This is a genomic window from Sphingobacterium sp. FBM7-1 (assembly GCF_020687765.1).
Lineage (GTDB): Bacteria > Bacteroidota > Bacteroidia > Sphingobacteriales > Sphingobacteriaceae > Sphingobacterium.
The window spans coordinates 78,679-102,618 of record NZ_JAJEWJ010000005.1; the positions used below are offsets into that span (position 1 = coordinate 78,679).

Genomic DNA, 23,940 nt, shown 5'->3' on the forward strand with positions numbered 1-23,940 from the left:
TTGCAAAAATCCTGTCCAAAATTTAATGATTATAAAAGGAAAGGAGTTTTATTTTAATGTTCTTCAAATAATCTTAGGCAGATAAAAACAATGGTGTAAAACCATCAAATGATGGGGCGTTTTATAGCCTTGCTCTCCTATTAAATCGTTGATAAAATATGTATCTTTGCAGTCTCAAAAGTAGAGGAACGTATCTTTTAAAAAAAGGCTTAATAAGCTGATATAGAACGATACTACGCAAAAGTCAAGCGCACATGAGTAACGTATTTTATCAAGAAAAATTTCAGGATCGCCACAATGGCCCGAGTCCGCGAGAGGTGGAGGAGATGTTAAACTATCTAGGGGTAGAATCCTTAGACCAACTTATTGAGCAGACCGTGCCTGGGCAGATCAGGTTGACAAAGCCGTTAGCTTTGCCGAAGGCCTTAAGCGAACAAGCTTATTTAGCCAAAATCCAGCGTATTGCAGATAAAAATAAGGTTTTTAAATCCTACATCGGACAAGGTTATTATGATGTGACTGTTCCGGCTGTCATTCAACGCAATGTATTGGAAAATCCAGGATGGTATACGCAATATACACCTTATCAAGCCGAGATAGCGCAGGGACGTTTACAAGCCCTGTTAAATTTCCAGACAGCGGTAGCCGATTTAACGGGATTAGAAATTGCGAATGCTTCGTTACTGGACGAGGCTACCGCGGCTGCGGAAGCAATGTTTATGCTTTACAGTGCGCGTAAAAACAAATCAGCCAATGTGTTTCTGGTAACCCCTAATATTTATCCTCAGACATTAGATGTGCTCCAAACGAGAGCAGTTCCATTTGGTGTAGAAATTCTTGTGGCTGATCTGGAAGAAAAAAACCTGACGGAAGATATATTTGCGGCACTTGTTCAATATCCTGCCGCTGATGGTACGATCAGCGATTATGCCGGTTTTACAGCTGCAGCTCACGATAAAGACATTACGATATGTGCTATAGCCGACTTAATGTCGCTAGCGTTGCTAACGCCTCCGGGAGAGTGGGGAGCAGATGTCGTGGTCGGTAATTCGCAGCGTTTTGGTGTACCGATGGGTTTCGGCGGACCGCATGCTGCTTTTTTTGCGACCAAAGAGACTTATAAACGTAATATTCCGGGGCGCATTATTGGTGTTACTTCCGATGCTAACGGTAATTATGCTTTGCGTATGGCTTTGCAGACACGTGAACAACATATCCGCCGGGATAAGGCATCTTCCAATATTTGTACCGCACAAGCTTTATTGGCCATCATGGCTTCTTTCTACGCGGTTTATCATGGTCCCCAAGGGATAAAGGATATAGCGACCCGTATTAATGACTTAACAAAGCTATTAGACAGGGCCGTGCAGGAGCTTGGTTACGAACAAACCAACAGGACGTATTTTGATACACTACGAATTGTGGTTGGTGATCAGGTCGGGGCATTGAAAGCGGAAGCGCTTAACAACGAGCTGAATTTCTTTTACCAAGACGGTATTGTCGGTATTTCCCTGGATGAGACGACCACTTTTGAAGATGTGGAATGCATCGTAAAAGTTTTTGCGAAAATTAAAGGCAAATCGGCGAATGATGTGGAGCTGCGTGATTTCGTAAATCAATTAGGACAGTCTATTCCTTCTGAAGCGGTACGTGCTTCCACTTATCTTACTCACCCGATTTTTAACAGTTATCACTCGGAGAGTGAAATGCTGCGTTATATTAAATCTCTGGAAGCCAAAGATCTTTCATTGTGCCATTCCATGATCCCTTTGGGCTCTTGTACGATGAAGCTCAATGCAACGACGGAGATGCTTCCCTTGACTTGGTCGCATTTCGGCGGCCTGCATCCGTTTGCGCCCGCGGATCAAACCTCCGGCTACATGCAGCTCATCAATGAGTTAAACGAATGGTTGTCTGAAATTACGGGCTTCGCAAAGATGTCTTTTCAACCGAATTCAGGCGCGCAGGGTGAGTACGCGGGCTTGATGGTGATTCGAGCATATCATGAAAGCCGTGGCGATAGCCATCGGGATGTGTGCCTCATACCTGCTTCGGCACATGGAACGAACCCGGCCTCCGCATCTATGGCCGGTTTAAAAGTGGTGGTGGTTAAATGTGATGAATATGGTAATATCGATGTAGCCGATCTTCGTGAAAAGGCGGCGGAACATGCAGCAAGCCTGAACTCTTTAATGGTTACCTACCCGTCAACGCATGGGGTTTTCGAGGAGTCGATTATAGAAATATGCGACATTATTCACCAACACGGTGGACAGGTATATATGGATGGTGCGAATATGAATGCGCAGGTCGGGCTGACTAGTCCGGGTTTTATCGGCGCAGATGTTTGTCACTTGAACTTGCATAAGACATTTTGTATCCCGCACGGGGGTGGTGGGCCAGGTATGGGACCCATTGGTGTGGCAACGCACTTAGTTCCTTTCTTGCCCAATCATGAGATTGTAGCGATCTCGGGCGAACAAGGCATTTCCGCGGTATCGGCGGCACCTTTCGGTTCAGCGTCTATCTTAACGATTTCGTATGCATACATTGCGATGATGGGGGGTGACGGACTAACAGACGCCACGAAGACCGCTATCTTAAATGCGAATTATATTAAGGCACGCTTGGAAAATCATTATCCAGTATTGTATGCAGGAGCGAATGGCCGTTGTGCGCACGAAATGATATTGGACTGCAGGTCATTTAAAAGTGTAGGAATTGAAGTGGGAGATATCGCGAAACGTTTAATGGACTATGGTTTCCATGCACCTACGGTATCTTTCCCGGTAGCGGGTACATTGATGGTAGAACCCACGGAATCCGAATCTCAAGCAGAGCTGGATCGTTTTTGTGAAGCCTTGATCGCTATCCGCGCGGAAATCGCTGCGGTAGAAGCCGGTGAAGTGGATCAGAAAGAAAATGTGTTGAAACATGCGCCGCACACGGCCGAGGTTGTTTCTGCGGATGTATGGGATAGGCCCTACAGTCGGCAAACTGCCGCTTATCCGCTTCCGTATGTAAAAACGCATAAATTCTGGCCAGCTATAGGTCGGGTAAACGAATCGCAGGGAGATAGGACGTTGATATGTTCTTGCCCGCCCATTGAAGCGTATGCGGAAGCATAAAGAGATGTAATATTTTTTTGAACTCCTGCTTTTTTATAATGGCAGGAGTTTTTTATTTTTTGTACGCTATACTTAAAAAATACGTAGAGTCGTCTGCGGGGCTATACCGTTTTTACGTATTTCTCATCGTATTTCTCGATATCGACGATGTATTTATTCTTTACTAAGAAATCAAATAATGGCTTAGCCTCTTCTGCGACGGGCATGTTGCGCGATGTAATGATTTGATTGGATTTCTTATCAAGATAAGGGTATGCATACAGTTTCACGTCTTTGCTGAACATTCCCGAAATGTATGCTAATAATTCGTTGGTATACACATCCTTGTTGTAATTGTCGGTATTGAAAATATTCTTCAGATTGGATGTATTGGTAGCTATACCTACATGTTTTGGCTTAAACGTCTGAATAAATTCGGCTAAATGATTGTTGCGGCGGAAGTTTGAAACCATAATGTTGTTTCCGGTGGAGCAAAGGTATTCCGCTCGCTCTGCAAAATAGGTGAGATCCTCCGTCGTAATCCGGTTTTCTTCATCAAGGACGTTGCCCATCAATACTTCAATTAAAACGACCGTATCCTTTGCGGTTGCTCCGGTATTTTTTTTGAACTGTTCTACAGCAAGGTTGAAGAGGTCAAAGTTGGGGTTGGATTTTTGTCGGTATTTAGTACGTAAAATAATGATGTTCTTTCTATACAGATAATCCTTAATCTGTGCAGGATGTGCATCGGGCTTGAAAATAGCTGCCTGCGCGAAACCTTTAGCAATAAGATAAAGATTAAGAAGCCTTTCATTGGCCTGTTCGAAGATGGGGCCGGAGACCTTTACCAAATCAATTTCTACCGATCCGATAGATAAATTATCTACCAAAGATTCAATCATGGTTTGAGGATCATCCGCGTAATAATATGCTGCGAAAATAAGATTGACACCCAAAATACCCAACACTTTGCTCTGTAAGCGAGCATCACTATCTAATAAGCGGACATGAATAATGATATCGTTGACGGGGCCATCGACCTCATGCTGAAAACGTATTCCGATCCACCCATGAGGGTCGTTTGTCTTGGTGAAGTTGAGCGTAGTTACCGTATTGGCAAACGCAAAGAAAGTCTTTGATTTATATTTTTCGCCGTGTAAACGCTCGGTTAATAAATTGAATTCATGGGTGAGCATCTTCTTGACTCGGGTACGACTCACGTAACGGCCGGACTCTTCCACGCCATAGATGGCATCGCTAAACGCCATGTCGTAAGCCGACATCGTTTTTGCGATGGTTCCGGATGCTGCTCCGGCACCAAAAAAGTTACGGGCAACCTCTTGTCCGGCGCCGATCTCCGCAAAGGTGCCATAAATATGGGGATTGAGGTTAATTTTTAATGCTTTTCGCTTGGTTTCAAAAATCTCTCTTGCCATATAGCAAAGGTACGAAACTCTTGTTGATTATTCGGTGTAGCGGTCGAGCGCAATATAAAATTGGGTTTTGCTAGAGCAAACCCAATTTTTGAAAAGAATAAAAAAGCGCTGAGGCATGTAAGGCTTGGCCTATCTTATTGTCGAATAGAAACTGTTTAGCTTCCTCTATTCCCATAATGACGACTTCGATATCTTCCGAGCTATCCAGTTGTTGTTCTTGAACTTTTTTGCCCCCGCGTAAAACATACGTGTAGGTTAAATTTCCGCTTGTTGCTGGATTAGCATACAACGTACAAACATACGCTATCGATGTAAAAGAGTAACCGGTTTCTTCAAGTAATTCGCGCCTGGCGGCTTCCGCAGGATCTTCGCCTTCCTCAACAACCCCTGCCGGGAGCTCGACCATAATTTCGCCGGATCCATGTCGGTACTGGCGTACAAAAAGCAACTCATTGTCTTCGGTAAACGCAACCATATTGACCCAGGTGGGATACTCTAAAACATAATATTCATCTTTTATATTGCCATTGGGCAATTGTAGCTTATCTACACGTAACGTAGCCCATGGGCGTTGGATAATATATTTTGAATCTAATAAAGTCCATTTCTCCATTATGAATCCTTTACGATATCTGCCATGATATTTTTAACCTTGTCTTCCAGCTTTGCCAGAACGTGTTCATACCCATCGCTAGATGCCAGCTCCTCTTTTACGGAACAATAAAACTTAATTTTCGGTTCGGTGCCCGATGGCCTTGCAGAGATGACATCGCCATCTACAGTAATAAACTGAAGCACGTCCGATTTGGGTAAATCGATGGCTGTGCTTTTCTCATCGGCCAATATATGTGCTACACCAGTAGCATAGTCACGAATTTCCTTAACCTTTACACCGCCCAAGGATTGTGGGGGATCAGCTCTTAGTGCGGCCATCATCTGTTTGATCTCTTCCGCACCAGCTTTTCCTTTCTTGGTAAGCGAAATAAGTTTTTCTTGATAAAACCCATGCTCGCGATAAAGCTCCAACAGCACATCAAAAACTGTTTTCCCTAAGGTTTTGAAATACGCCGCCATCTCAGCAATGAAGGCGCAAGCGTTTACGGCGTCTTTATCACGAACCAGGTCACCGACAAGAAAACCATAACTTTCTTCACCACCGACGAGGTAATTTTCCTTTCCTTCTAACTTTGTCATGACTTCGCCAATGAATTTGAAGCCCGTCAGCGTTTCATAATGTTTTACACCGAACGCTTCACCGATGTCCGTCATCAGGTTGGACGTTACTATGGTTTTTACGATAAAATCATTGTCGCGCAGCTCACCTTTGGCTTTTTTAGAAGATAAGACATAATAAATAAGTAAGCTGCCGATTTGGTTGCCGTTTAGGAGCTGCATTTCACCCTTATGGTTCTTCACGGCTAAGCCTACCCGATCTGCGTCGGGATCGGTCGCCATAACAATATCAGCGTCTATGGCCTGTCCTTTTTGTTTGGCCATGGTCATCGCCTCTTCTTCCTCCGGGTTGGGATAGACTACAGTTGGGAAGTTTCCGTCTGATTGGATCTGTTCTTCTACAACCTGAACATTTGTAAAGCCCCAAGCTGCAAGCATCTTAGGGACGATGATACCGGTTCCATGTATAGGAGAAAAGACAATTTTAAGATCTTTTTGAGCTTCCACTGCTTCGGGATGTATACGCAATTTTTTATTTGCTTCGATATACAAGTTGTCGAACTCTTCTCCTACCAGGGTGATATAGTTATTGTCCCGTTTAAATTTAATTTCGGTTACCGATTGTATGGCGTTTACTTCCTGGATAACATTTTTATCGTGGGGAGCTACAAGTTGTCCGCCGTCATTCCAATAGGCTTTATAGCCGTTGTATTCTTTCGGGTTATGGGAAGCGGTCAACATAACGCCACCTTGGCAGTTGAAGTGCCGGACAGCAAAAGATAGCATCGGCGTAGGGCGGAGCTCTTTAAATAGGTAGACATGAATCCCGTTTGCAGAGAACACATCCGCCACCAGATGACCCAACTCCTGCGAGTTATTTCGACAGTCGTAACTTACCGCCACACGAATGGCCTGGTCCGGAAATTGTTTTTTCAAATAGTTGCTGAGTCCCTGAGTGGCTTTCCCGATAGTATATTTGTTAATTCGGTTCGATCCTACCCCCATGATACCGCGCAAGCCACCTGTTCCAAACTCAAGCTCTTTGTAAAAAGCGTCCAGCAGTTCCGTTTCTTCCTTATGGTCGACAAGTTTTTGCACCTGTGCAACTGTATCATCATCATATTCTGCACCCAGCCATTGCTGAATACGATTTTTCGTTTCGATGTCTATATTATTCATGTGGTAAAAATATTCAAAATATAAAGGTTATGCTTAAAAAAATATTCCTTAGGCGTCGCACCAACCATACGCCCGATCGAGTACAATGACATACCATTTATCACGGTATTTCTTCACATGGAAAATCAGGTTTTCGTTTTGTGTCAAGATGACGCGATAGGTATTTTTTTCTATCTGACGGACTTCCTCTACTTCCCGCGCGCTTACGCCATTAAATTCCCGGTCAAACGTGGCGATCGAGGTCAATTGGTTTGCTTGTGTCGTGGTGTCACAAAAGAAACCCCGCTTATCCCATTTTTCTTTTCCGCAATCAAAAACAGGTAGTTTCTCGAAGCGAAGTATGTAATTGTGCTCAAACGTGGTATAGGGAAAATGCTCGGGAGTAGGGTTGTCGAAATCCAGGTGATCTATTTTTTGATAGGTATCAGCCGCTCCGGGGCGATAAATAACATACAGTCCTAAATCAGGGTGGATAAAGGTATTTATTTTTGTTTGATTCCGGAGCAAATACGCATTGGTAAAGCCGGTAATCACTTCATCTAGACCTTGGGTGTACGCGGGAATTAGCGTCGTTGACGCGGTGTCGGTGGTGCTTTTGGTTTCTTCGGTTTTTTTATTTGAGGAGGTACATGCTGCTATTAACAGCATACCGAAACATAAAAAAAATAAAATTCTGTGCATAAGTGTATTTCTTTGTTGCTACTTCCTGCTTGAAAGATTCTCCATAATCGTTTTCAATATTTGGCGGGTGGCGGGTTTCCACCATTGTGTCACCATTTGTTGTACGACTTCTGCTTTGTTTTCTTCGATTTGCTTTAGCAAATGTTTACGTATATTTAATTTTGTTGTGCGCCATGCATGGCGTTCGAACTGCATCCATGACTTTGCTTTACGGGCGGCTGCGGTATGAATGCGGTCTGCTGGTATAACTTCGTCGATGAGCCCACTTTCTAGTGCTTCCGCCGGGGAAAATAATTTCCCGTCTAACAAAGATCGGCAGGCGAGCGATTGCCCTAACCATAGGCTATAGAGATCAAAGATGCCCGGTGGTAGAATGAGGCCGACGGGAACTTCGTTTAGCCCAATGACGAACTCGCCTTCGGCTATAATGCGATAATCACAACAAATCGCCAGGGCACACCCTCCGGCAGGCGCATGACCGGTTATGGAAGCAATGGCTGGTTTAGGAAAGGAAGCAAGGGTGTATATAAGATCGATAAAAGTTTCCCACAACTTTTTTATCTGCCCATCATTATATTCGTATAAAGTAATGAGGTCAAGCCCCGCAGAAAAGAAGCCCTCTTTACCATGCAGGATAATGGCCTCGATCGCGGGATCGTCTTTTGCACGTTCCAACTCACTCGTTAGTTCCTGCATCATCTCTAGATGCAATGCGTTGGATCGCCCTCGGTCAAGCCCTATGTAAGTGATATGTTCGTTTGTCTGTGCTTTGATGAATTCGCCCATAACATTCTTTGCGCTATTTTATGGAAAAATACGCAAAAAACTATCATTATTATAAATAAATAACCAAACCGGACATTTAGATCCCGTTTTTATTTGACGTCAAGAGTTAACGTTTTTCTTCCCAGCCGTCCGTTAAGATCTAACCCTTCAACTGTTAAAAGATATTGACCAGCCTCATCGGAAGTATAAAAGTCGAAAGTCGCTTTGCCATTTTCATCCGTTATGATGTTGGGCTCCCAATGGATGGTTATACGTAAATCTTGATTAAGTGTTGTTTCAGAACCAGGTTCATAGATAGGTTTGTAAAATGTTTTTTGGATATGCAGACCTTTTGGTTGTACCGTCGCGATACCCTTTGGCGTATAGCTTCGCATGGCGTCGGCTCCCGTTTTTGATGTAATGATGATGAGTCCGTTCCCACCGTAGGAACCATAGATAGCGGTATAATTGATATTACGCAATACCTCCACACTTTGCACATCCATAGGGTTGATCATCGATAGCATGTCGTTTTCGACATACATCCCGTCTAGGATAACTTGCATTTCTCCGCCGCCGCGTGTGGTGTGTGGAATGCCATTTTGAAACATGACGCCCATCAAACGCCCATTTAAACACATTTCCAGCGTCGTGCACGTTTCCAAGTCTTCCGCCCCGATTACCTGATCCGCGTTTCCGGGCCCATTGAGGTTCGCAGAACGCTCTGAAGCTTTATGTCTGGGGCTTCGAGCCGTCACGACAACCTCTTGGATAGCGATAGATTTTTCCATAAGACCTTGTGCTTCTAGTCCAGAGAAGTATTTCTTACTATGCAGAAGCTCGTCTACGAAGGTTGTATTTACATTATTTTGTTCGCCGGGAGCATTTTTGTTAGGACCTATGGTGGGCGAGGTTTCTTCGGGAACAATAATGTCGATGTTGTTTCTTCCTTTTTCGTCTTTCGCAGTTATCAGGAATTTAATACTATCTGGGAAAAATAAATTGTTGAATTCGAAATAACCTTCTTCGTTGGCTACTGTATCGATAAATTCCATAAAATTGTGCGTAGGCACAAGAACCATATTAGCATTTGAAGCGGGTGCTTTTCTGCCAAGTTTTCTGGCTTGGCCTTTAATAGATATACTTTTTTCAGGAGGGAAAACGGGTTCGCTCACGTCCAATGACGATGTGATGTCTATTTTCCGCCAGCCCTGTGTCAATAGCAGATCGTCTATGTCATTAACTTTTATTTTATCGTCGAAATAATAGCCCGGGTTCTCGATGTATCCCTTTATATCGGAACTCAACAGCAATGATGATAGAATATTGGATACTATTTTGGGGTCGTCTTTTAATTTAGAGAGGTTGACCACCGAGGCAGACAAGACCGTATTTCGTATACTATCCGATGGATTCCCTGTTTCCAGCGATACGGTTACCTTTTTTCTTTTCATGCTTGTGGGCGTGTCAATCTTGGCTGCCAAAGGCAACACGTCTTTCGCATTATAGATGAAAACGGGCCTTTCTATGAGCGGTTTTAGATCGTGGTTTAAAATACAGATGGTTATTATACCGTGGGGCAAATGGGTTTTAGGTAGAGAAAAGACTAGCTCCGATTTAGATGCAGGTTGTTTTGATGCGTAGTATACATTCCCCATATATTGTGCTACAAAATAGATTTCATTTCCGTCTTGCATATCCGGGCTCACGCCTACTTGCGCGAATAGTTTGTCACTATTTCCATTGTTCATTTGAATATTATAGCCGGATGAAACGGGTTTAGGAAGTTCAGATTTTATGGTGGATCCATCATCGAATGTAGTATATGCGACCATCGGTTCTGTATTATGAATAAACATGGGAGCGGAGCCCATACCCAAGATATTGGTTTCGATGGTTGCTGTGGTGTCACCGGTAGCTGTCGATATAATGGTTCGGCTCTTGATGCCGAGGCCATCAGGTTTTAATGTTTTGACTGCAAGCTTATTCATGCTCCCGGTTAATAGATTTCCTCCTTCGGGGAAAAATTGTATGCTATTTTCTAAAGTCGTCGTGTTCGGTAGTTTGAAGATTTTCTCTATTTGTGCTTTTGTCGCGTTCGTAAAACGAATAGAAAGTTTACCCTCGGCGTATTCATCTTTAAAAGGAATCGATAGCTGCCCTTGACCATCTGTTTTAACACGTCCTCGTCTTAGGCTTTTGCCCGTAGGGGAGATAATTTCGTACCGGACCGCCTCTTCTACCAATGGAATGCCTTGGATATCCCGCAATTGGATGGTATAGTTGCTATTGTCGAGGTAAGAATGGGAGAGAACGTTGTCTAATCTGCCGTTCGTAACTTGAATGTTCTCATTAAAAAAATAGGCCGAGCTATCATTGCGCATCCAATTAGTATAAGCCCGAATGCGGTATGTTCCTTCAATTAAGGTGTCGGCCAATGCGAGATCCCCCATGCCGAGGCCGGTTAGAATAGGAATCCGTATACTCGATACAATTTCCTCCTTTGGGCTAATGAGTTCTACGTAAGCAATATTGCTAATATTGGATAAAAGATTATTTATTCCTACTGTCGTATAGGCTTTTAACCATACCGTTTCTCCCGCGGTATAGGAGCGTTTATCGATATGGAGATAAAGCTTTTCAATAGGTCGGGCGTCATGATATGTCTGGAGTTTAGCGAGAAGGCCGTGTAGATCTTGTGCTTTTATACCGATCGCTGATAGCGTTATAAAACATAATAAGAGAAGTTTCTTCACATGTATATAATTATTCATCGTTTATTCTCGATTGGCTGCATGAATGATTTCATATTTTTAAGGTCATATAGGATATCCAGATGTCAACACTCGTATTCGTGTGTTGCCAGATGTGGGTATTTCCATATCATATTAGGTGAAATTTGGACTCAAATTACGAAAAAACAGGATACCAAATTAATTTTTTGTTGAATATTAATCAACATCGGTATCTTTGTGCATATGAATATCTTAATTATTGGTTCTGGCGGCAGAGAGTCCGCTTTTGCATACAAATTATCAAAAAGTCCAAAATTGGATCAATTGTTTATCGCGCCGGGCAATGCAGGAACGAGTGCGTACGGTGAGAATGTAAACTTGAAGGTAACCGATTTTGACGGTATAGCGTCCTTCGCCCTTGAAAAGCGCGTAGATATGGTACTCGTCGGCCCCGAAGAGCCCTTGGTAAAAGGTATTCATGATTATTTTTTGAACCGGGAAGATGTAAAGCATATACCGGTTATCGGTCCTCAACAGGAAGGCGCGCAGCTGGAAGGTTCTAAAGACTTTTCAAAAGAGTTTATGGTGCGCCATCAAATCCCGACGGCGGCTTATCGATCGTTCAATAAATCTAATCTGGAAGATGGATTAGCCTACCTAGAGACGCAGAAACTACCGATTGTTCTCAAAGCTGACGGCTTGGCGGCAGGGAAGGGTGTTTTGATTTGTGAGACGCTGGAAGATGCTAAAGCAGAGCTTAAGGCGATGATCGCCGACGCAAAGTTTGGCGATGCTAGTTCGGTAGTAGTCATCGAAGAGTTTTTAAGTGGTATAGAACTTTCTGTTTTTGTGCTTACCGATGGGGACTCGTACAAAGTGTTGCCTTCTGCGAAGGATTACAAACGTATCGGGGAAGGCGATACCGGACTAAATACCGGCGGTATGGGTTCGATATCCCCTGTTCCTTTTGCAGACGAAACTTTTCTTTCCAAAGTGGAAGAACGTATTATCAAGCCTACCGTAGAAGGCTTGAAGAAAGACGGGATTTCGTATAAAGGATTTATTTTTATCGGTTTGATGAATGTGGAAGGGGAGCCTTATGTTATCGAATACAACGTACGGATGGGTGACCCCGAAACCGAATCGGTATTGCCGAGGATCGAATCAGACCTAGTCGACTTATTGGAAGGTGTAGCCAAAGGCGACCTCGCTTCGCGCAATTATACAGTTAGTCCTAAAACCGCGGTAACTGTTGTGCTTGTTTCGGGAGGCTATCCGGGCGACTATGATTCGGGTAAAGAAATAGCAAATATCGAGAACGTGGAAGACTCCATTGTTTTTCATGCGGGAACGAAACTTGTAGATGGCAAGGTACTCACTGCGGGCGGACGTGTTCTGGCGGTAACAACGCTTCAAGACAATTTGTTTGACGCATTGCAACAAGCGACTGCTGATGCGGGAAGGATATTTTTTGAGCGGATGTATTTCAGAAAAGATATCGGGTTTGATCTCTTATAAAATAGGCTGGTTTTTGTTGTTTTCTGGCGCAAATGGGAAATTAACACAAAAGTGCGATTTAAGATGTTGTTTTATGAAAAATAATCTTTTCAGATTCAATAGATTATAAAATAGATAGTCAAAATGTTTTGGTGATTTGAATAATGCTCTTATATTTGCATCACCAAAAGCAAAGGCCCGTTCGTCTAGGGGTTAGGACGCAAGATTTTCATTCTTGAAACAGGGGTTCGATTCCCCTACGGGCTACAGACTTAAAAGTCAAAACATACCAAAAGCTTGCAAATAAAATGTTTGCAGGCTTTTTTGTTTTATCGGTATCTACAAATTTTTCAATTTTTCCCAATAAAAAAGTGAGTCATTCGGTGAGTCATTTTTTTCTCCCACTGGAGCTGATTGCTGGAGGGTAAAAAGCTCTGACGATTAGAACTAACAAACTGGGAAAACACCCGGATTAATATCCGGGGTTCTGGTTCTGCCTCAGACGGCTATTGATCTGTAATTCCGATAAAGGAATAGGCCACAGTTCATTTACACCGATTTTAAATGCCCGTTTTTGATAAATAAGATACCCCTCTTCGTCAACATCAAAATCCGTATAATTGGCAGGCTCGTTGGTCAATTTCATCCCCGTAAATTGCCGGTTCAGTTCCTCGCCGGCTATACCCCAGCGTAGGATATCAAAATACCGGAGACCTTCGAATGCAAACTCTACTCTCCGCTCTCTTCTGATAGCGCTCCGCAGCTCGGCTGATTCGGTTGTGGTAACAGCGGGCATATTAACATCTGATCTACTCCGCACCTTATTTATAGTTTGATCCAACAGTGATCGGTCAATTACGTCGCCTGCTTCAAGTTTAGATTCAAGGTAACCAAGTAGAACTTCAGCATATCTAATAAGAGGCCAGTTTGCTCCATAGTTCATAAGGTTTCCGTCAAATGAATCATCCATAAATTTTCGGATAGCATACCCGCTCCAGTTATACCGGTTAAAACGGTCAGGAGAGGATGTTCCCGGCCGGGAAATATATGTCTGTCCTTTAAAAACTGATCTATCAGAAATTAATACAGTGTAATCCAGTCTAGGATCCCTGTTTTCATAGGGATTATGTACTTCGTATAACGGAGACTGTTCGATCGTTTTCCCATCTATACATTCAAAAGTTTTTACGAGTTCATTATAGGGAGAAAACTGATGCCAACCTCCCCACGTTTCCGGATAAAGATATTGTGGTAAAACATGTCCATAAACATCTTCCTTGTATTGAGAACTCAAAATAACTTCTTTACCACCACCGTTACCTAGTTGGAAAAGAGGTAAAAATTCAGGATCTATCGTATAGACGTTCGCATCGATAATTGTTTTATAAGTGTTAGCTGCAGCATCCCATTTTTCCTCAGCCATAAGAAGTCGTCCCAATATCGCCAAAGAAGCTCCAGAAGTAATTCGTCCCTCTTGATCGGCAGGTCTTGTAACGGGTAATATAGGATAGCTTTCGAAAAGTTCTTTTTCCGCAAAGGACCAAACTTCTTCCTTTGATGCTCTCTCGACATTATTTGCCTGTTCTATGGTTAGGACATTTGTTATCAAAGGTACTCCTCCGTAATATAGGGCAAGGTTAAAATATTCGTACGCCCGAAGAGTACGGACCTCGGCGACCATAATCTCTTTTTCTGTTTCATCCATAGAAACTTGATCAATATGGTCCAGAAAATTGTTACATGCTGCTATTTTTTGATACGAATTGGCCCAGTATGATGCAATCAACCCGTATGCAGAATTCAGCGTACCGTCAGTCACGCGGTCGGGAATTAATTCTTTTTCCGAGCCGTTTCCAGCCATTAAGTCGAGATATAACAAACTCCTTGGCGTCCAGAAATCTTCACCTTTCCAAAAGGCTCCTGTATTATAACATCCCATTAACGCGAGCAGCGCATCATTTTCTGTATTCCAAAATGTGTTATCAGAAACTGCATCCAGTGGATATTTTTCAAAGAATCCTTTACTACAGCTGGTAACCACTGCTACCAGCAACAATATCGATGATTTGGCAATGATGTAAATGTTTTTTAGCTTCATGATCGTTAGATAAATGTCCTTAAAAATTGATATTTAACCCAAAAGTATACACTGCAGTGATCGGATAGAACGGAGTATTATCGCCTGTCCCTTGATTCATTTCCGGATCCCATCCCTTATAAAAGCTGTTGAATGAAAACAGATTTTGTCCGCTGAAGAATACTCTAAGTTTTGATACGTTCATTTTTCTAGTCAACTCTTCGGGAAATGAGTAGCCAAATTGAAGATTCTTCAGTCTGATGAACGACGCATTTCTATTCCAGAAAGTTGAAGTCATGATTGTTCCCGAGCCCATATTCAGACTGGTCAGTTTTATATACTCTGCATTAGGATCTGGATTTTCCGGTGACCACCTGTTGTCTGCTTGCCATTTTTGAATTTGTCCACCGTTGTAGAATGCAAATGCCTGATACGCTCCCATTTGACGATAAAATCCAGCTAAGCCGTGTAGCAATATGGAAAAATCGAACCTTTTGTAATCAAGATTAACAGTTCCTCCGTAACTATATTTAGGAGCGGTATTACCTATTATTTCCCGGTCATACGTAGGATCTACAATTCCGTCTGGAACACCGTCAGGACCGCTGATATCGGCATAGCGTACGAATCCGGGTTCAGCTGAATATGGCTGTCCTGGATAATTTGCTATATCGTCGTTATTTATAAATAGGCCATCTGCGCGATATCCGTATATAGCACCTATAGAACTTCCAACAAACAATCCTTTTCCAATGTCCTGTTGTAAACCACCCGCCAGTTTTTCTATACGATTATTAGTGTAAGAAAAATTGGGACTAATCGAGAGACCAACCTTACCTATCTGTGTGTTATATCGAGCCATGATCTCAAAGCCTCGATTCCGGACGGCTGCAGCGTTGACCTCTGATGGAGTTAAGCCCAGCACACTGGAAACAGTCAAGTTATAAAGGATATTATCTGTATATTTGTCAAAGTAATCTATCAAGAAATCAAGCTTGCCATTTAATATCGACATATCAAGTCCTACGTCAGTGACGGTGGTAGTTTCCCAAGTGATTTCTTCGTTAGCCAGATTGACGAGGCGTGCACCCGGCGCGAGGACACCCCCAATAGGATAACCGTATCCCAAGCTTAGAACATTCTGATAAGGATAATTACCTATATTCTGATTTCCCAACTTCCCCCATGATACCCGTATCTTCAGATTGTCAATGCCCCGAACATTTTCTTTGAAAAATTGTTCTTCGGAAATACGCCAAGCTCCGGACACAGAAGGGAATATTCCCCATCTACCCGCTGCCGGAAATCTGGAAGTACCATCATATCTGGCATTAGCTTCAAAGAGATAACGATCGTCAATGTTATATTTTGCCCGTCCAAAGAAAGATCGTAAAGCCCATTCTCCAGCCGATCCTGAGGATTGCATGTTTGATGCAGCGCCCGCATTCAGTTCATGAAGGAGATTACTAGGGAAATTATCCCTAAAAGCGGACATCAAATCTGAACGATTCCTTTCCTCTGAATACCCACCTAAAAGATTTAGTGTATGGGTGCCAAACTGTTTGTCAAATGCTAATAAAGACTGTAGGGTAATTAGCGAATTATCTCCGGAGGAAACATTCAGATTATTGGGTCCAACTTTTTTGTTTTCGTCGAAAACGAAATCTGAGGTGAAGCTGTTGTCCGTATAACTTGAATAGTTATATCCTGCTTTGCCACTCCAGGTAAGTCCGGGGACTATTTCCCAAGCTAGTTCCGCTCCACCAAGGAAAAATTTGTTTGCTCGATTAATAAAGGATTCACTCGACATCCACGCCTCGGGGCTGTAATTATCTTGATACCCGTATGTACCATCACTTTTCCTGCCAGCATAAATTGGCCCTTGCCGAACTGCAAAACCAATCATATGCATCATATCGCCATCAAAATGTTTCGGTTCCTTAGTTTTTGATGTATTTCCGTTTATGTTCACATTCAGCTTTAGGTTATCAAGTATCTCGCCGGTAAAATTTAACAAAAAGTTATAGCGCTGATAATTGTTTTTGGCAACAATCCCATCTTGATTTAAATAGCCAAGGGAGAAAAGATATGTAGATTTATCGGAACCTCCGGAAAAACCCAGATTATGATTTGTTTGAAAGCCAGAACCCGAAGTCAACAGGTTTTTAAGGTGGGGTACATCTGGATAATTATCCCTATCGACGCCCGATCGAAATTTCTCAATTTCCTCATCTGTATAGGTCAATGCGCGGCCCATATTGACATTTGCCTCATTAAACAGCTCCGCATAATTCACAGAGCTCATGAAATCGGGTAGCTCTGTCACTTTCTGCACCCCTAATGTATTATTATAGTTCACCTTCAATCTCCCGCTAGACCCCTTCTTTGTTTCAATTAAAATAACACCATTCGCAGCACGAGTTCCATAAATCGATGCCGAAGCGGCGTCTTTTAACACCGATATACTCTTTATATTATTGGGATCAATATCATTTATTGAAGCAGCCAAACCATCTATGAGTACTAACGGATCATTTCCGGCTCCGGAAAACGTTCCCATTCCCCTGATTCTTATGGACGCTCCATCGTTACCTGGTCTTCCGGCTCCCTGTGAGACAGTCACGCCTGTTGCGAGACCTGCAAGTGCTTGAGATGCCTGTGTAATGGGTCTGTTTTCTATATCTTTTTCAGAAACTGATGAAACCGCTCCCGTAAGATTCACTTTCTTTTCCGTCCCGTAGCCGATAACTACCACTTCTTCCAAACCTTCCGTTACGGGTAACATTTCTATATTAAAAAAGGTTTGGTCTCCTATTCTCAACTCAACTGGTTTGTAGCCCGCGAAAGTAACAGAAAGGATATCCGACGAACCTGAAAGCTCGTATTGAAGCGTGAACTCTCCTCTTTGGTCAGTTGATATAGACTTATTTGTCCCCTTTATCAATACTGTCGCAGCAATCATAGGTTCTCCCTTTTCATTTTTCACTAAACCAGAAATTGAGTTGTATTGCTGGCCATAAAGGTTTTGCACGAATATTAGGAGTAGAATAGCGACAATACGGTGCCATTTGATATGGCTATATCGTTTAAAATTGGCAATCATCTTTTAATCTTTTTTGTGTTAAGAAAAGCAGCTGGTATTACAGATCCATATGGATAAATCCAGAGCTAGAAAAATTATCAACGATGGAAAGAATTTAAAACTGACAATCAGCATACTAATCATCATGTCAGTCTCTCGGTTTATATCAAGAAATTTTCAAAACAACACCGATATCGTCTTGCGGAGCTGCTTCTGGTATTCTAACTACCAAACCATTATGATCTTGCACAAAGGAAAGATTCCCTTTGTATCCTAACATATTTACTTTTTTTACAGTTTTCGTGTCAGTTGCTCCTTTAGCCAAAGAAACTATTTTCACACTTTCTTTCTCGAGTTTTCCCATAATGACGGCATACAAAACATTTCCTTTTTTTGTAAACCTTATGTCTTCACTGGTGAACGGCTTGCCTCGCCCCTCGTTGAATCCTTGCGCGTGTAGCTCCGGCGCATCCTGTTGCGCAGGCCCTTCTCCAAATGTATGCCACGGTCTGGTTCCGATGATAGATTCCGAATTTATACTCATCCAAGAAGCTATTCCCTCAACCACGTTTCTAGCCTTATCGTCTAAGGATCCATCTCCTCTTAACGGAACGCTTAATAGAAGATTTCCATTTTTGCTCACTACATCTACCAGCATATGCACTACAGTCTTTGCAGACTTATAGTGGTTATTGTCATAAATACGTCGATCATAATGCCATGCTCCGATACAGGTACATGTTTGCCAAGGTTCAGGTTCAATTTTATTGCTTTGTCCTCTTTCGATGTCCCACACCATACATTTACGTTGTTGTTCATCCAATATCTTGCCATTGATCACTACATCTACTTTCCCTTTATTATGCTTCATACTTTTATTGTAGTAGTGTGCGGCAATTTCCAATCCGACATTGCTAATAGGCCATAGCGGCAGAGCTGTATCGTCAAAATAAACAACATCAGGATTGTATTTATCGATAAGTTCTAACGTTCGATCTTTGAAATTTTCACAGTACGACGCTGATGGAATACTGACACCTGTGTCGATATCCCAATGCCATTGCCTGTGTATAGTATGCCCCTCTTCACTTCCTTTGCTCAATGGGTGATTTTGAACATATAACTCTTGTGGATCGTATCCTTCCCACCACTTTCCTTTGCCGTCAGCTTTGGTCTGCTTTCCGTCGTAGGGAACGCCTTTGAGCGGTCCTTGCTTATCGGAGCGTTGAGCTGTTTCGTACCATGTCCAGGCGTGCGCCGCATGAACACTTACGCCAAATCGGAGTCTTCGTTTTTTCGCGGCCTTCTCCCATCCAAGCACGATATCTTTTTTTGGTCCAACATTGATACTATTCCACTTATGGTGACTACTTTCGTACAGGTCAAGGTTATCATGGTGATTGGCTAAAGTCATAAAGTATTGAGCCCCTGTTCTTTTGTATAAATCCATGAGCGCTTCTGGATCCCATTTTTCGGCTTTCCACTCATTGATGACATCTTTAAATCCAAAAGTCGATGGATGTCCATATTTTTCAACATGGTATTTGTATTGATCAGAACCTTCCTCATACATGCCCCGAGCATACCAATCTCCTCTTTCGGGTTGACACTGAGGCCCCCAGTGCGCCCAGATGCCGAACTTTGCATCTCGAAACCAGTCTGGTACACGATAGTTTTCTAAAGATGACCAATCGGGGTTAAACGGCACCTTTCCCCAAGTACTCATTCCAAGGCTATTCTTACTTAAATACAGCGCAGGTATGGTGGCGCCTAACATCTTAATTACGGTTCTTCTATTCATAATAACTATACGTTTAAACATTGCGTTGTCGAACGATCATCAGCTAAAAATAAATGTGATCACCCGGCTTACAAAAGGTTGCTTATCATTTAATAAACAAAGTTAAATTAATTGCCATCGCTGTTCCAATCACGTTATCGACAAAACATTACACTTTATCGATTTATCGCTATTTCGATTGGAATCATTGTGTATTACTCACCATCGGAATCATAAAGACAGAATATTCTCTCCATTAACTGCCACTTTTCACTTGAAGTTTTTCCATTTGAACGTTGAAAAAAAGACATTTTATTCTCCCATTCGGCCTGTCTGGGTAATGTATCTAGTTTTGAAAAAGCTACGTCCCAATCGAATTCTAAGCCGGTTTCTACAATCATAAACAGCCGGTTTCCTAGTATATATATCTCCATTTCTAAAATTCCGATATCTCTGAGCCCCGTCGGAATTTCTTTCCAATGGTTCGTTTTAGCATGGGCATCAATATATTCTTGTATAATTTGTGAATCATCTATTAAATCCAAGGTTTGACAATATCTCTTTATTGGTTGATTGTGTTTTTTTTGAGTATACCCTACTTTAGTTTTTTTAACTTCCATATTGTGTTACGTTCATTTTTATCTAAGAGCTTAAGTAGATATCTATTAGCATTTCTTTAGTTTATCTATGATATAACCAACTATATTCTATATCTTACCGTTTATATTTATATCAGGTTTACAACAAACCAAAAGTAAGTCCTCATGAAGGAATTTTCTTTACAAGAATCGACTTAAGGTTGAACGATATCGACTTTTCCACAGACAACATGTTGATAAGAAGAAAAAAAAAGAGCTATATTTATACTGTAATTCGTTATAAGAAGTACGGTAGGCATCGAATTATATCGGAGTAGACCAAGGATAAAAAAGGAGGAGCCTTGCGAAAAGAAAAGTATCCGTTGGATTTCATTTTACTGAATATTGGATATGCAGAACACCATGCCGATTGGAATTGGAAAAACATAAACAGTCCCTTTACCCGTATTCACGTAGTAAAGAAAGGAACTGCTTGGCTTAAGCGGGATGGAAACAAATATCAATTAAAAGAACGACATCTTTACCTGACGCCTTCATATACACCTCATAGTTATGAATGTGACGATGAGTTTTGTCTTTACTATATCCATATTTATGAAACTTTGGAAAAGAAATCGAGTGTATTTGACCAGTTGAATTTCCCTATTGAGATCGAGGGAGACTCGCTACTGCTAGATTTAGTAGAACGTCTTTATTCCATTAATCCAGGCAGGGAGTTGTCATTTTATGATCCAGATGCCTATGACAACTCCACAGAACTTATAAAAAACATCGCCATGCAGGGGCATACACCGCTTGCACTTGAATTGGAAAGCAACGGTATTATCCAGCAGTTAATATCTCGCTTTTTTGCTTTCACAACCCAAAAAATGCCAAATGTGGACGAGCGAATGGAAAGAGTTCTCGAATATATACATAGTAACATCCATACTCCGATCGGCATTGATCAGTTGGCAGACATGTCTTTCCTTACAAAAGATCATTTTATACGCTTATTTAAAAAACAGCTGAACTGTACTCCGGGAAAATACATAAATCAAAAAAAGATCGAAAAAGCACAATTAATGATGCTACTTCAGAATTATAGTGTACAAGAATTGGCTTTTCAATTAGGATTTGAAAACGTTTCCTATTTCAATAGGCTTTTCAAAAAACTCACCGGTGAGAACCCAACAAATTATAGAAAGCGATTGGAGATGTAGTACCGGCCAAGGTATTATTATTTAGATCCCCCGATTTTGCGTAGACATAGTAGAATCAAAAAACACTTAAAAAAATCCTGCAAACAGCATGTTTGCAGGATTTTTCTTTAATACAGGGTTTATCAATCGCAGGTACCGTCCGTACTACAATTTTGTCCTTGCGTAACTTGCAAATTTACGGCGGGGTTTGAAGCCCTCCATTCCTGAAAGGATTTGGTTAAGGTTTCGAGGAAAGCCTGTGGTGGCTGTGCACCTGAGACCCCATATTTCCTATCAAATACAAAAAACGGCACACTGCTAACGCCAAGGTTGCGCGCTTCCTGAATATCCTGCGACACCGCTAACTGGTATTGATCATCCGTAAAAGCTTGTTGCAGCTCCTGTTCATTCAAACCGATATCCTTACCCAATTGCGTTAAGGTTGCCAAGTCTGCGATATTTTTACCCTCGGTAAAGAATGCTTTAAATAAACGTTCTTCGGCTTCGTCACCTAACATCTTTGTTTTGGCAAACTGTATAAGCTGATGGGCTTTGCGGGAGTTAACCATAACGGATTTGTCTAAATGGTAATCTAAATTAGCTTCTTTAGCCGTTTCCGTCACATGGGCTAACATTTCCTGCACCTGCTCTGGGCTCATGCCTTTGCGTTTTACCAAATAGTCTTCTTGGCTGTCGGTCGCGACTTCTGGCAAAGATGGGTCTAATTGAAAGCTTTTCCAGATCACTTCAATGTGATTCTTTTCAGAAAATTGTTCCAATGCCGTTTCAAAATTTCGCTTTCCGATGTAACAAAACGGGCACATCACATCGCTCCATATTTCTATCTTCATGTCATCTATTTTTTTAATTTTTCTTCTGCGAGTTGCATTATTTACTCGCGATATCCAGCAATTCCAGATCCGTGCCGTCTAAATCTAAAGACACGCTCGATAAGATTTCGTGTAATTGCTCTTCCGAAGTTGCACTTGCCACCGGTCCACCGATGTGGGGCTGAGCGGACAACCACGCCAAGGCAACAGCCGCTGGTACTGTCTGGTGCCTTTTTGCTACTTCATCTAGCGCGTTTAACACCGTTAATCCCCGTTCGTTCAGGTAATTGGCCGCACCTTGCCCACGTGGGCTTTTTTGGAAATCAGCCTCGGAGCGGTATTTTCCCGTGAGGAATCCGGAGGCCAATGCATAGTAGGGGAATACGGTGAGGCCATGTTCAGCTACTATGGGTGCGTAATCCCTCTCGTAGCCTTGACGCTCTACTAAGTTATATAACGGTTGCAAGGCCTGGTATTTGGGGAGATTGTTTTTCTCGGAAACCGCTAAAGAAGTCCGGAGACGTTCGGGCGTAATGTTCGATACGGCGATATGCCTGATTTTGCCGGCCTTAATTAATTCGTCGTAGGCACTCAGGGTTTCTTCTACCGGCGTTTTCTCATCATCATAATGCGTATAATAGAGATCAATATAATCTGTTTGTAATCGTTTTAAAGATTGGTCCACTGTTTCTAAAATGTGAGCGCGGCTAGTGTCTATTTCGTTGACGCCGGTAGGCCCACCAACTTTTGTAGCGATCACTACTTTATCTCGGTTACCGCGGGCCTTCATCCATTTCCCGAGGATAGTCTCTGATTGACCGCCAGCACCACCATCTACCCAATAAGAATACATATCGGCGGTGTCGATAAAATCAAACCCAGCTTCCACATAGGCATCCAATATCGCGAAAGACTTGTTTTCGTCAAGCGTCCATCCAAAAACATTTCCTCCCAAATTAAAAGGAGCTACCTGTAAATCGGTTTGTCCAATTGTTATTTTTTTCTTCATTTCTTACTATTTTATTGTTTTAATGATTTTGTAATTAAATGGAGATACTTTACTATGTAATGTTTTGTGTTACATTTTGTTTGAACAAATTTAGCCAAATTGGTTCACAAAAGTTTTTCAAACTTTTATGCGGCGGCGCATGGCGTGGACGTACGCGCTCCGCAGGCATCGTTGTCGCCTCATAACGTATAGCTATTGTATGGGGAGGCATAACTACCGCCCCATAATATATAACTGACGCATCGTCACGTATAACAGACGGCGTATCTCGCATACATTTTGCCACATTACTCCAGTTGTCTATCCGGCAGCGTATACGGTTTCGCGCACTGTGTATACCTTTTGATACGGAACATATCACAGATGAAGCATTTCGCATACATTTTGCCACATTACTCTAGTTGTCTATCCGGCTGCGTATACGATTTCGCCTACTGTGTATACCTTTTGATACGGAACGTATCACAAACGACGCATCACGTATAAGTTTTTTCACATTACGTATACGTAACGGTAAGGAGTTACTCACCTCCGAAAGTGCTTTTCCTGCGTCTAAATACATTTTTTATGCAAATTTTGCGGCGAGGTGACTAAAAGTGCAGACAAAAAGTGTCCTTGTGCGGAAAAATTTGCACCCACATACCCCAAGTTGGTCAGCGCGCTTTCCTATCTTGGCGCCGATAAAGTTGCGTTCAAAACCAAAATATGTGGAAGAAATATCTAGGGTTTAAAAATCAGCATTTCTAAAATGCACAAGGGGGGTTATCTTATTTTAAGATACTTTTTTGTATCTTGGTCTAGATGTATTT

15 protein-coding genes and 1 tRNA gene are annotated in these 23,940 nt (G+C 42.2%); 4 read left to right on the forward strand and 12 right to left on the reverse strand.

Annotated elements, in window-relative coordinates:
- The first annotated feature begins 254 nt into the window (after positions 1 to 254).
- The gene (gene gcvP, locus LKO28_RS10265; protein ID WP_227694727.1) at positions 255 to 3,128 is read left to right on the forward strand and encodes an aminomethyl-transferring glycine dehydrogenase; all 2,874 of its coding nucleotides are present in this window, start codon (positions 255 to 257) and stop codon (positions 3,126 to 3,128) included.
- Positions 3,129 to 3,229: 101 nt separating this feature from the next.
- On the opposite strand, the gene LKO28_RS10270 is transcribed toward gcvP, so the two are convergent.
- The 6 genes from LKO28_RS10270 to LKO28_RS10295 form a co-directional block, all read right to left on the reverse strand.
- Positions 3,230 to 4,543 (reverse strand): nicotinamide mononucleotide adenylyltransferase, encoded by a 1,314-nt coding sequence (locus LKO28_RS10270; protein ID WP_227694728.1) that lies wholly within the window; start codon positions 4,541 to 4,543, stop codon positions 3,230 to 3,232.
- A gap of 70 nt (positions 4,544 to 4,613) precedes the next feature.
- Entirely contained in the window at positions 4,614 to 5,156 is a 543-nt protein-coding gene (locus LKO28_RS10275) for an NUDIX hydrolase (protein WP_227694729.1), read from the reverse strand.
- The gene (locus LKO28_RS10280) at positions 5,156 to 6,895 is read right to left on the reverse strand and encodes a phospho-sugar mutase (RefSeq protein WP_227694730.1); all 1,740 of its coding nucleotides are present in this window, start codon (positions 6,893 to 6,895) and stop codon (positions 5,156 to 5,158) included. The genes LKO28_RS10275 and LKO28_RS10280 overlap by 1 nt, the downstream gene beginning before the upstream one ends.
- 48 nt (positions 6,896 to 6,943) lie before the next feature.
- On the reverse strand, positions 6,944 to 7,543 hold the full coding sequence (locus tag LKO28_RS10285; RefSeq protein ID WP_227694731.1) for a hypothetical protein: 600 nt from the start codon (positions 7,541 to 7,543) through the stop codon (positions 6,944 to 6,946).
- Positions 7,544 to 7,594: 51 nt separating this feature from the next.
- The gene (locus LKO28_RS10290) at positions 7,595 to 8,362 is read right to left on the reverse strand and encodes an enoyl-CoA hydratase/isomerase family protein (RefSeq protein ID WP_227694732.1); all 768 of its coding nucleotides are present in this window, start codon (positions 8,360 to 8,362) and stop codon (positions 7,595 to 7,597) included.
- Positions 8,363 to 8,451: 89 nt separating this feature from the next.
- Positions 8,452 to 11,115, reverse strand: coding sequence for a hypothetical protein (locus tag LKO28_RS10295; RefSeq protein WP_227694734.1), 2,664 nt, complete (start codon positions 11,113 to 11,115; stop codon positions 8,452 to 8,454).
- Positions 11,116 to 11,319: 204 nt separating this feature from the next.
- Here LKO28_RS10295 and purD point away from each other — a divergent pair, with 204 nt between their 5' ends.
- Together purD and LKO28_RS10305 are read left to right on the forward strand one after the other, a co-directional pair.
- Positions 11,320 to 12,594, forward strand: coding sequence for a phosphoribosylamine--glycine ligase (purD, locus tag LKO28_RS10300; RefSeq protein WP_227694735.1), 1,275 nt, complete (start codon positions 11,320 to 11,322; stop codon positions 12,592 to 12,594).
- 174 nt (positions 12,595 to 12,768) lie between these two features.
- Positions 12,769 to 12,840 (forward strand) — tRNA-Glu (locus LKO28_RS10305).
- A gap of 205 nt (positions 12,841 to 13,045) precedes the next feature.
- Here the strand turns inward: LKO28_RS10305 and LKO28_RS10310 are convergent.
- The 4 genes from LKO28_RS10310 to LKO28_RS10325 all read right to left on the reverse strand — a co-directional run bounded on the left by LKO28_RS10310 (position 13,046) and on the right by LKO28_RS10325 (position 20,132).
- Entirely contained in the window at positions 13,046 to 14,671 is a 1,626-nt protein-coding gene (locus LKO28_RS10310) for a RagB/SusD family nutrient uptake outer membrane protein (RefSeq protein ID WP_227694736.1), read from the reverse strand.
- Between the two features lie 19 nt (positions 14,672 to 14,690).
- Complete coding sequence (locus LKO28_RS10315; protein WP_227694738.1) at positions 14,691 to 17,753, reverse strand: SusC/RagA family TonB-linked outer membrane protein; 3,063 nt, start codon at positions 17,751 to 17,753, stop codon at positions 14,691 to 14,693.
- A gap of 145 nt (positions 17,754 to 17,898) precedes the next feature.
- Positions 17,899 to 19,533: an alpha-L-fucosidase gene (locus tag LKO28_RS10320; protein ID WP_227694739.1), complete on the reverse strand. Its 1,635-nt coding sequence runs from the start codon at positions 19,531 to 19,533 to the stop codon at positions 17,899 to 17,901.
- A 194-nt stretch (positions 19,534 to 19,727) separates the two neighbouring features.
- Positions 19,728 to 20,132 (reverse strand): L-rhamnose mutarotase, encoded by a 405-nt coding sequence (locus LKO28_RS10325; RefSeq protein WP_227694740.1) that lies wholly within the window; start codon positions 20,130 to 20,132, stop codon positions 19,728 to 19,730.
- A 320-nt stretch (positions 20,133 to 20,452) separates the two neighbouring features.
- Between LKO28_RS10325 and LKO28_RS10330 the strand changes: the two genes are divergently transcribed.
- Positions 20,453 to 21,313, forward strand: a complete 861-nt coding sequence (locus tag LKO28_RS10330; RefSeq protein WP_227694742.1) for an AraC family transcriptional regulator — start codon at positions 20,453 to 20,455, stop codon at positions 21,311 to 21,313.
- 122 nt (positions 21,314 to 21,435) lie between these two features.
- Here LKO28_RS10330 and LKO28_RS10335 read toward each other — a convergent pair whose 3' ends face one another.
- Together LKO28_RS10335 and LKO28_RS10340 are read right to left on the reverse strand one after the other, a co-directional pair.
- A complete protein-coding gene (locus tag LKO28_RS10335) occupies positions 21,436 to 22,143 on the reverse strand; it encodes a DsbA family protein (protein ID WP_227694744.1) in 708 nt (235 codons plus the stop codon).
- A 37-nt stretch (positions 22,144 to 22,180) separates the two neighbouring features.
- Positions 22,181 to 23,131 (reverse strand): aldo/keto reductase, encoded by a 951-nt coding sequence (locus LKO28_RS10340; RefSeq protein ID WP_227694746.1) that lies wholly within the window; start codon positions 23,129 to 23,131, stop codon positions 22,181 to 22,183.
- Between the last annotated feature and the right edge of the window lie 809 nt (positions 23,132 to 23,940).

What these genes read in the sequence shown, in the direction of transcription:
- LKO28_RS10325 (WP_227694740.1), bottom strand. Translation starts at nt 20,132, where the DNA reads ATGGAAGTTAAAAAAACTAAAGTAGGGTATACTCAAAAAAAACACAAT.
- LKO28_RS10270 (WP_227694728.1), bottom strand. Translation starts at nt 4,543, where the DNA reads ATGGCAAGAGAGATTTTTGAAACCAAGCGAAAAGCATTAAAAATTAAC.
- LKO28_RS10295 (WP_227694734.1), bottom strand. Translation starts at nt 11,115, where the DNA reads ATGAATAATTATATACATGTGAAGAAACTTCTCTTATTATGTTTTATA.
- LKO28_RS10315 (WP_227694738.1), bottom strand. Translation starts at nt 17,753, where the DNA reads ATGATTGCCAATTTTAAACGATATAGCCATATCAAATGGCACCGTATT.
- LKO28_RS10290 (WP_227694732.1), bottom strand. Translation starts at nt 8,362, where the DNA reads ATGGGCGAATTCATCAAAGCACAGACAAACGAACATATCACTTACATA.
- LKO28_RS10310 (WP_227694736.1), bottom strand. Translation starts at nt 14,671, where the DNA reads ATGAAGCTAAAAAACATTTACATCATTGCCAAATCATCGATATTGTTG.
- LKO28_RS10320 (WP_227694739.1), bottom strand. Translation starts at nt 19,533, where the DNA reads ATGAATAGAAGAACCGTAATTAAGATGTTAGGCGCCACCATACCTGCG.
- gcvP (WP_227694727.1), top strand. Translation starts at nt 255, where the DNA reads ATGAGTAACGTATTTTATCAAGAAAAATTTCAGGATCGCCACAATGGC.
- purD (WP_227694735.1), top strand. Translation starts at nt 11,320, where the DNA reads ATGAATATCTTAATTATTGGTTCTGGCGGCAGAGAGTCCGCTTTTGCA.
- LKO28_RS10340 (WP_227694746.1), bottom strand. Translation starts at nt 23,131, where the DNA reads ATGAAGAAAAAAATAACAATTGGACAAACCGATTTACAGGTAGCTCCT.
- LKO28_RS10285 (WP_227694731.1), bottom strand. Translation starts at nt 7,543, where the DNA reads ATGCTGTTAATAGCAGCATGTACCTCCTCAAATAAAAAAACCGAAGAA.
- LKO28_RS10280 (WP_227694730.1), bottom strand. Translation starts at nt 6,895, where the DNA reads ATGAATAATATAGACATCGAAACGAAAAATCGTATTCAGCAATGGCTG.
- LKO28_RS10335 (WP_227694744.1), bottom strand. Translation starts at nt 22,143, where the DNA reads ATGAAGATAGAAATATGGAGCGATGTGATGTGCCCGTTTTGTTACATC.
- LKO28_RS10275 (WP_227694729.1), bottom strand. Translation starts at nt 5,156, where the DNA reads ATGGAGAAATGGACTTTATTAGATTCAAAATATATTATCCAACGCCCA.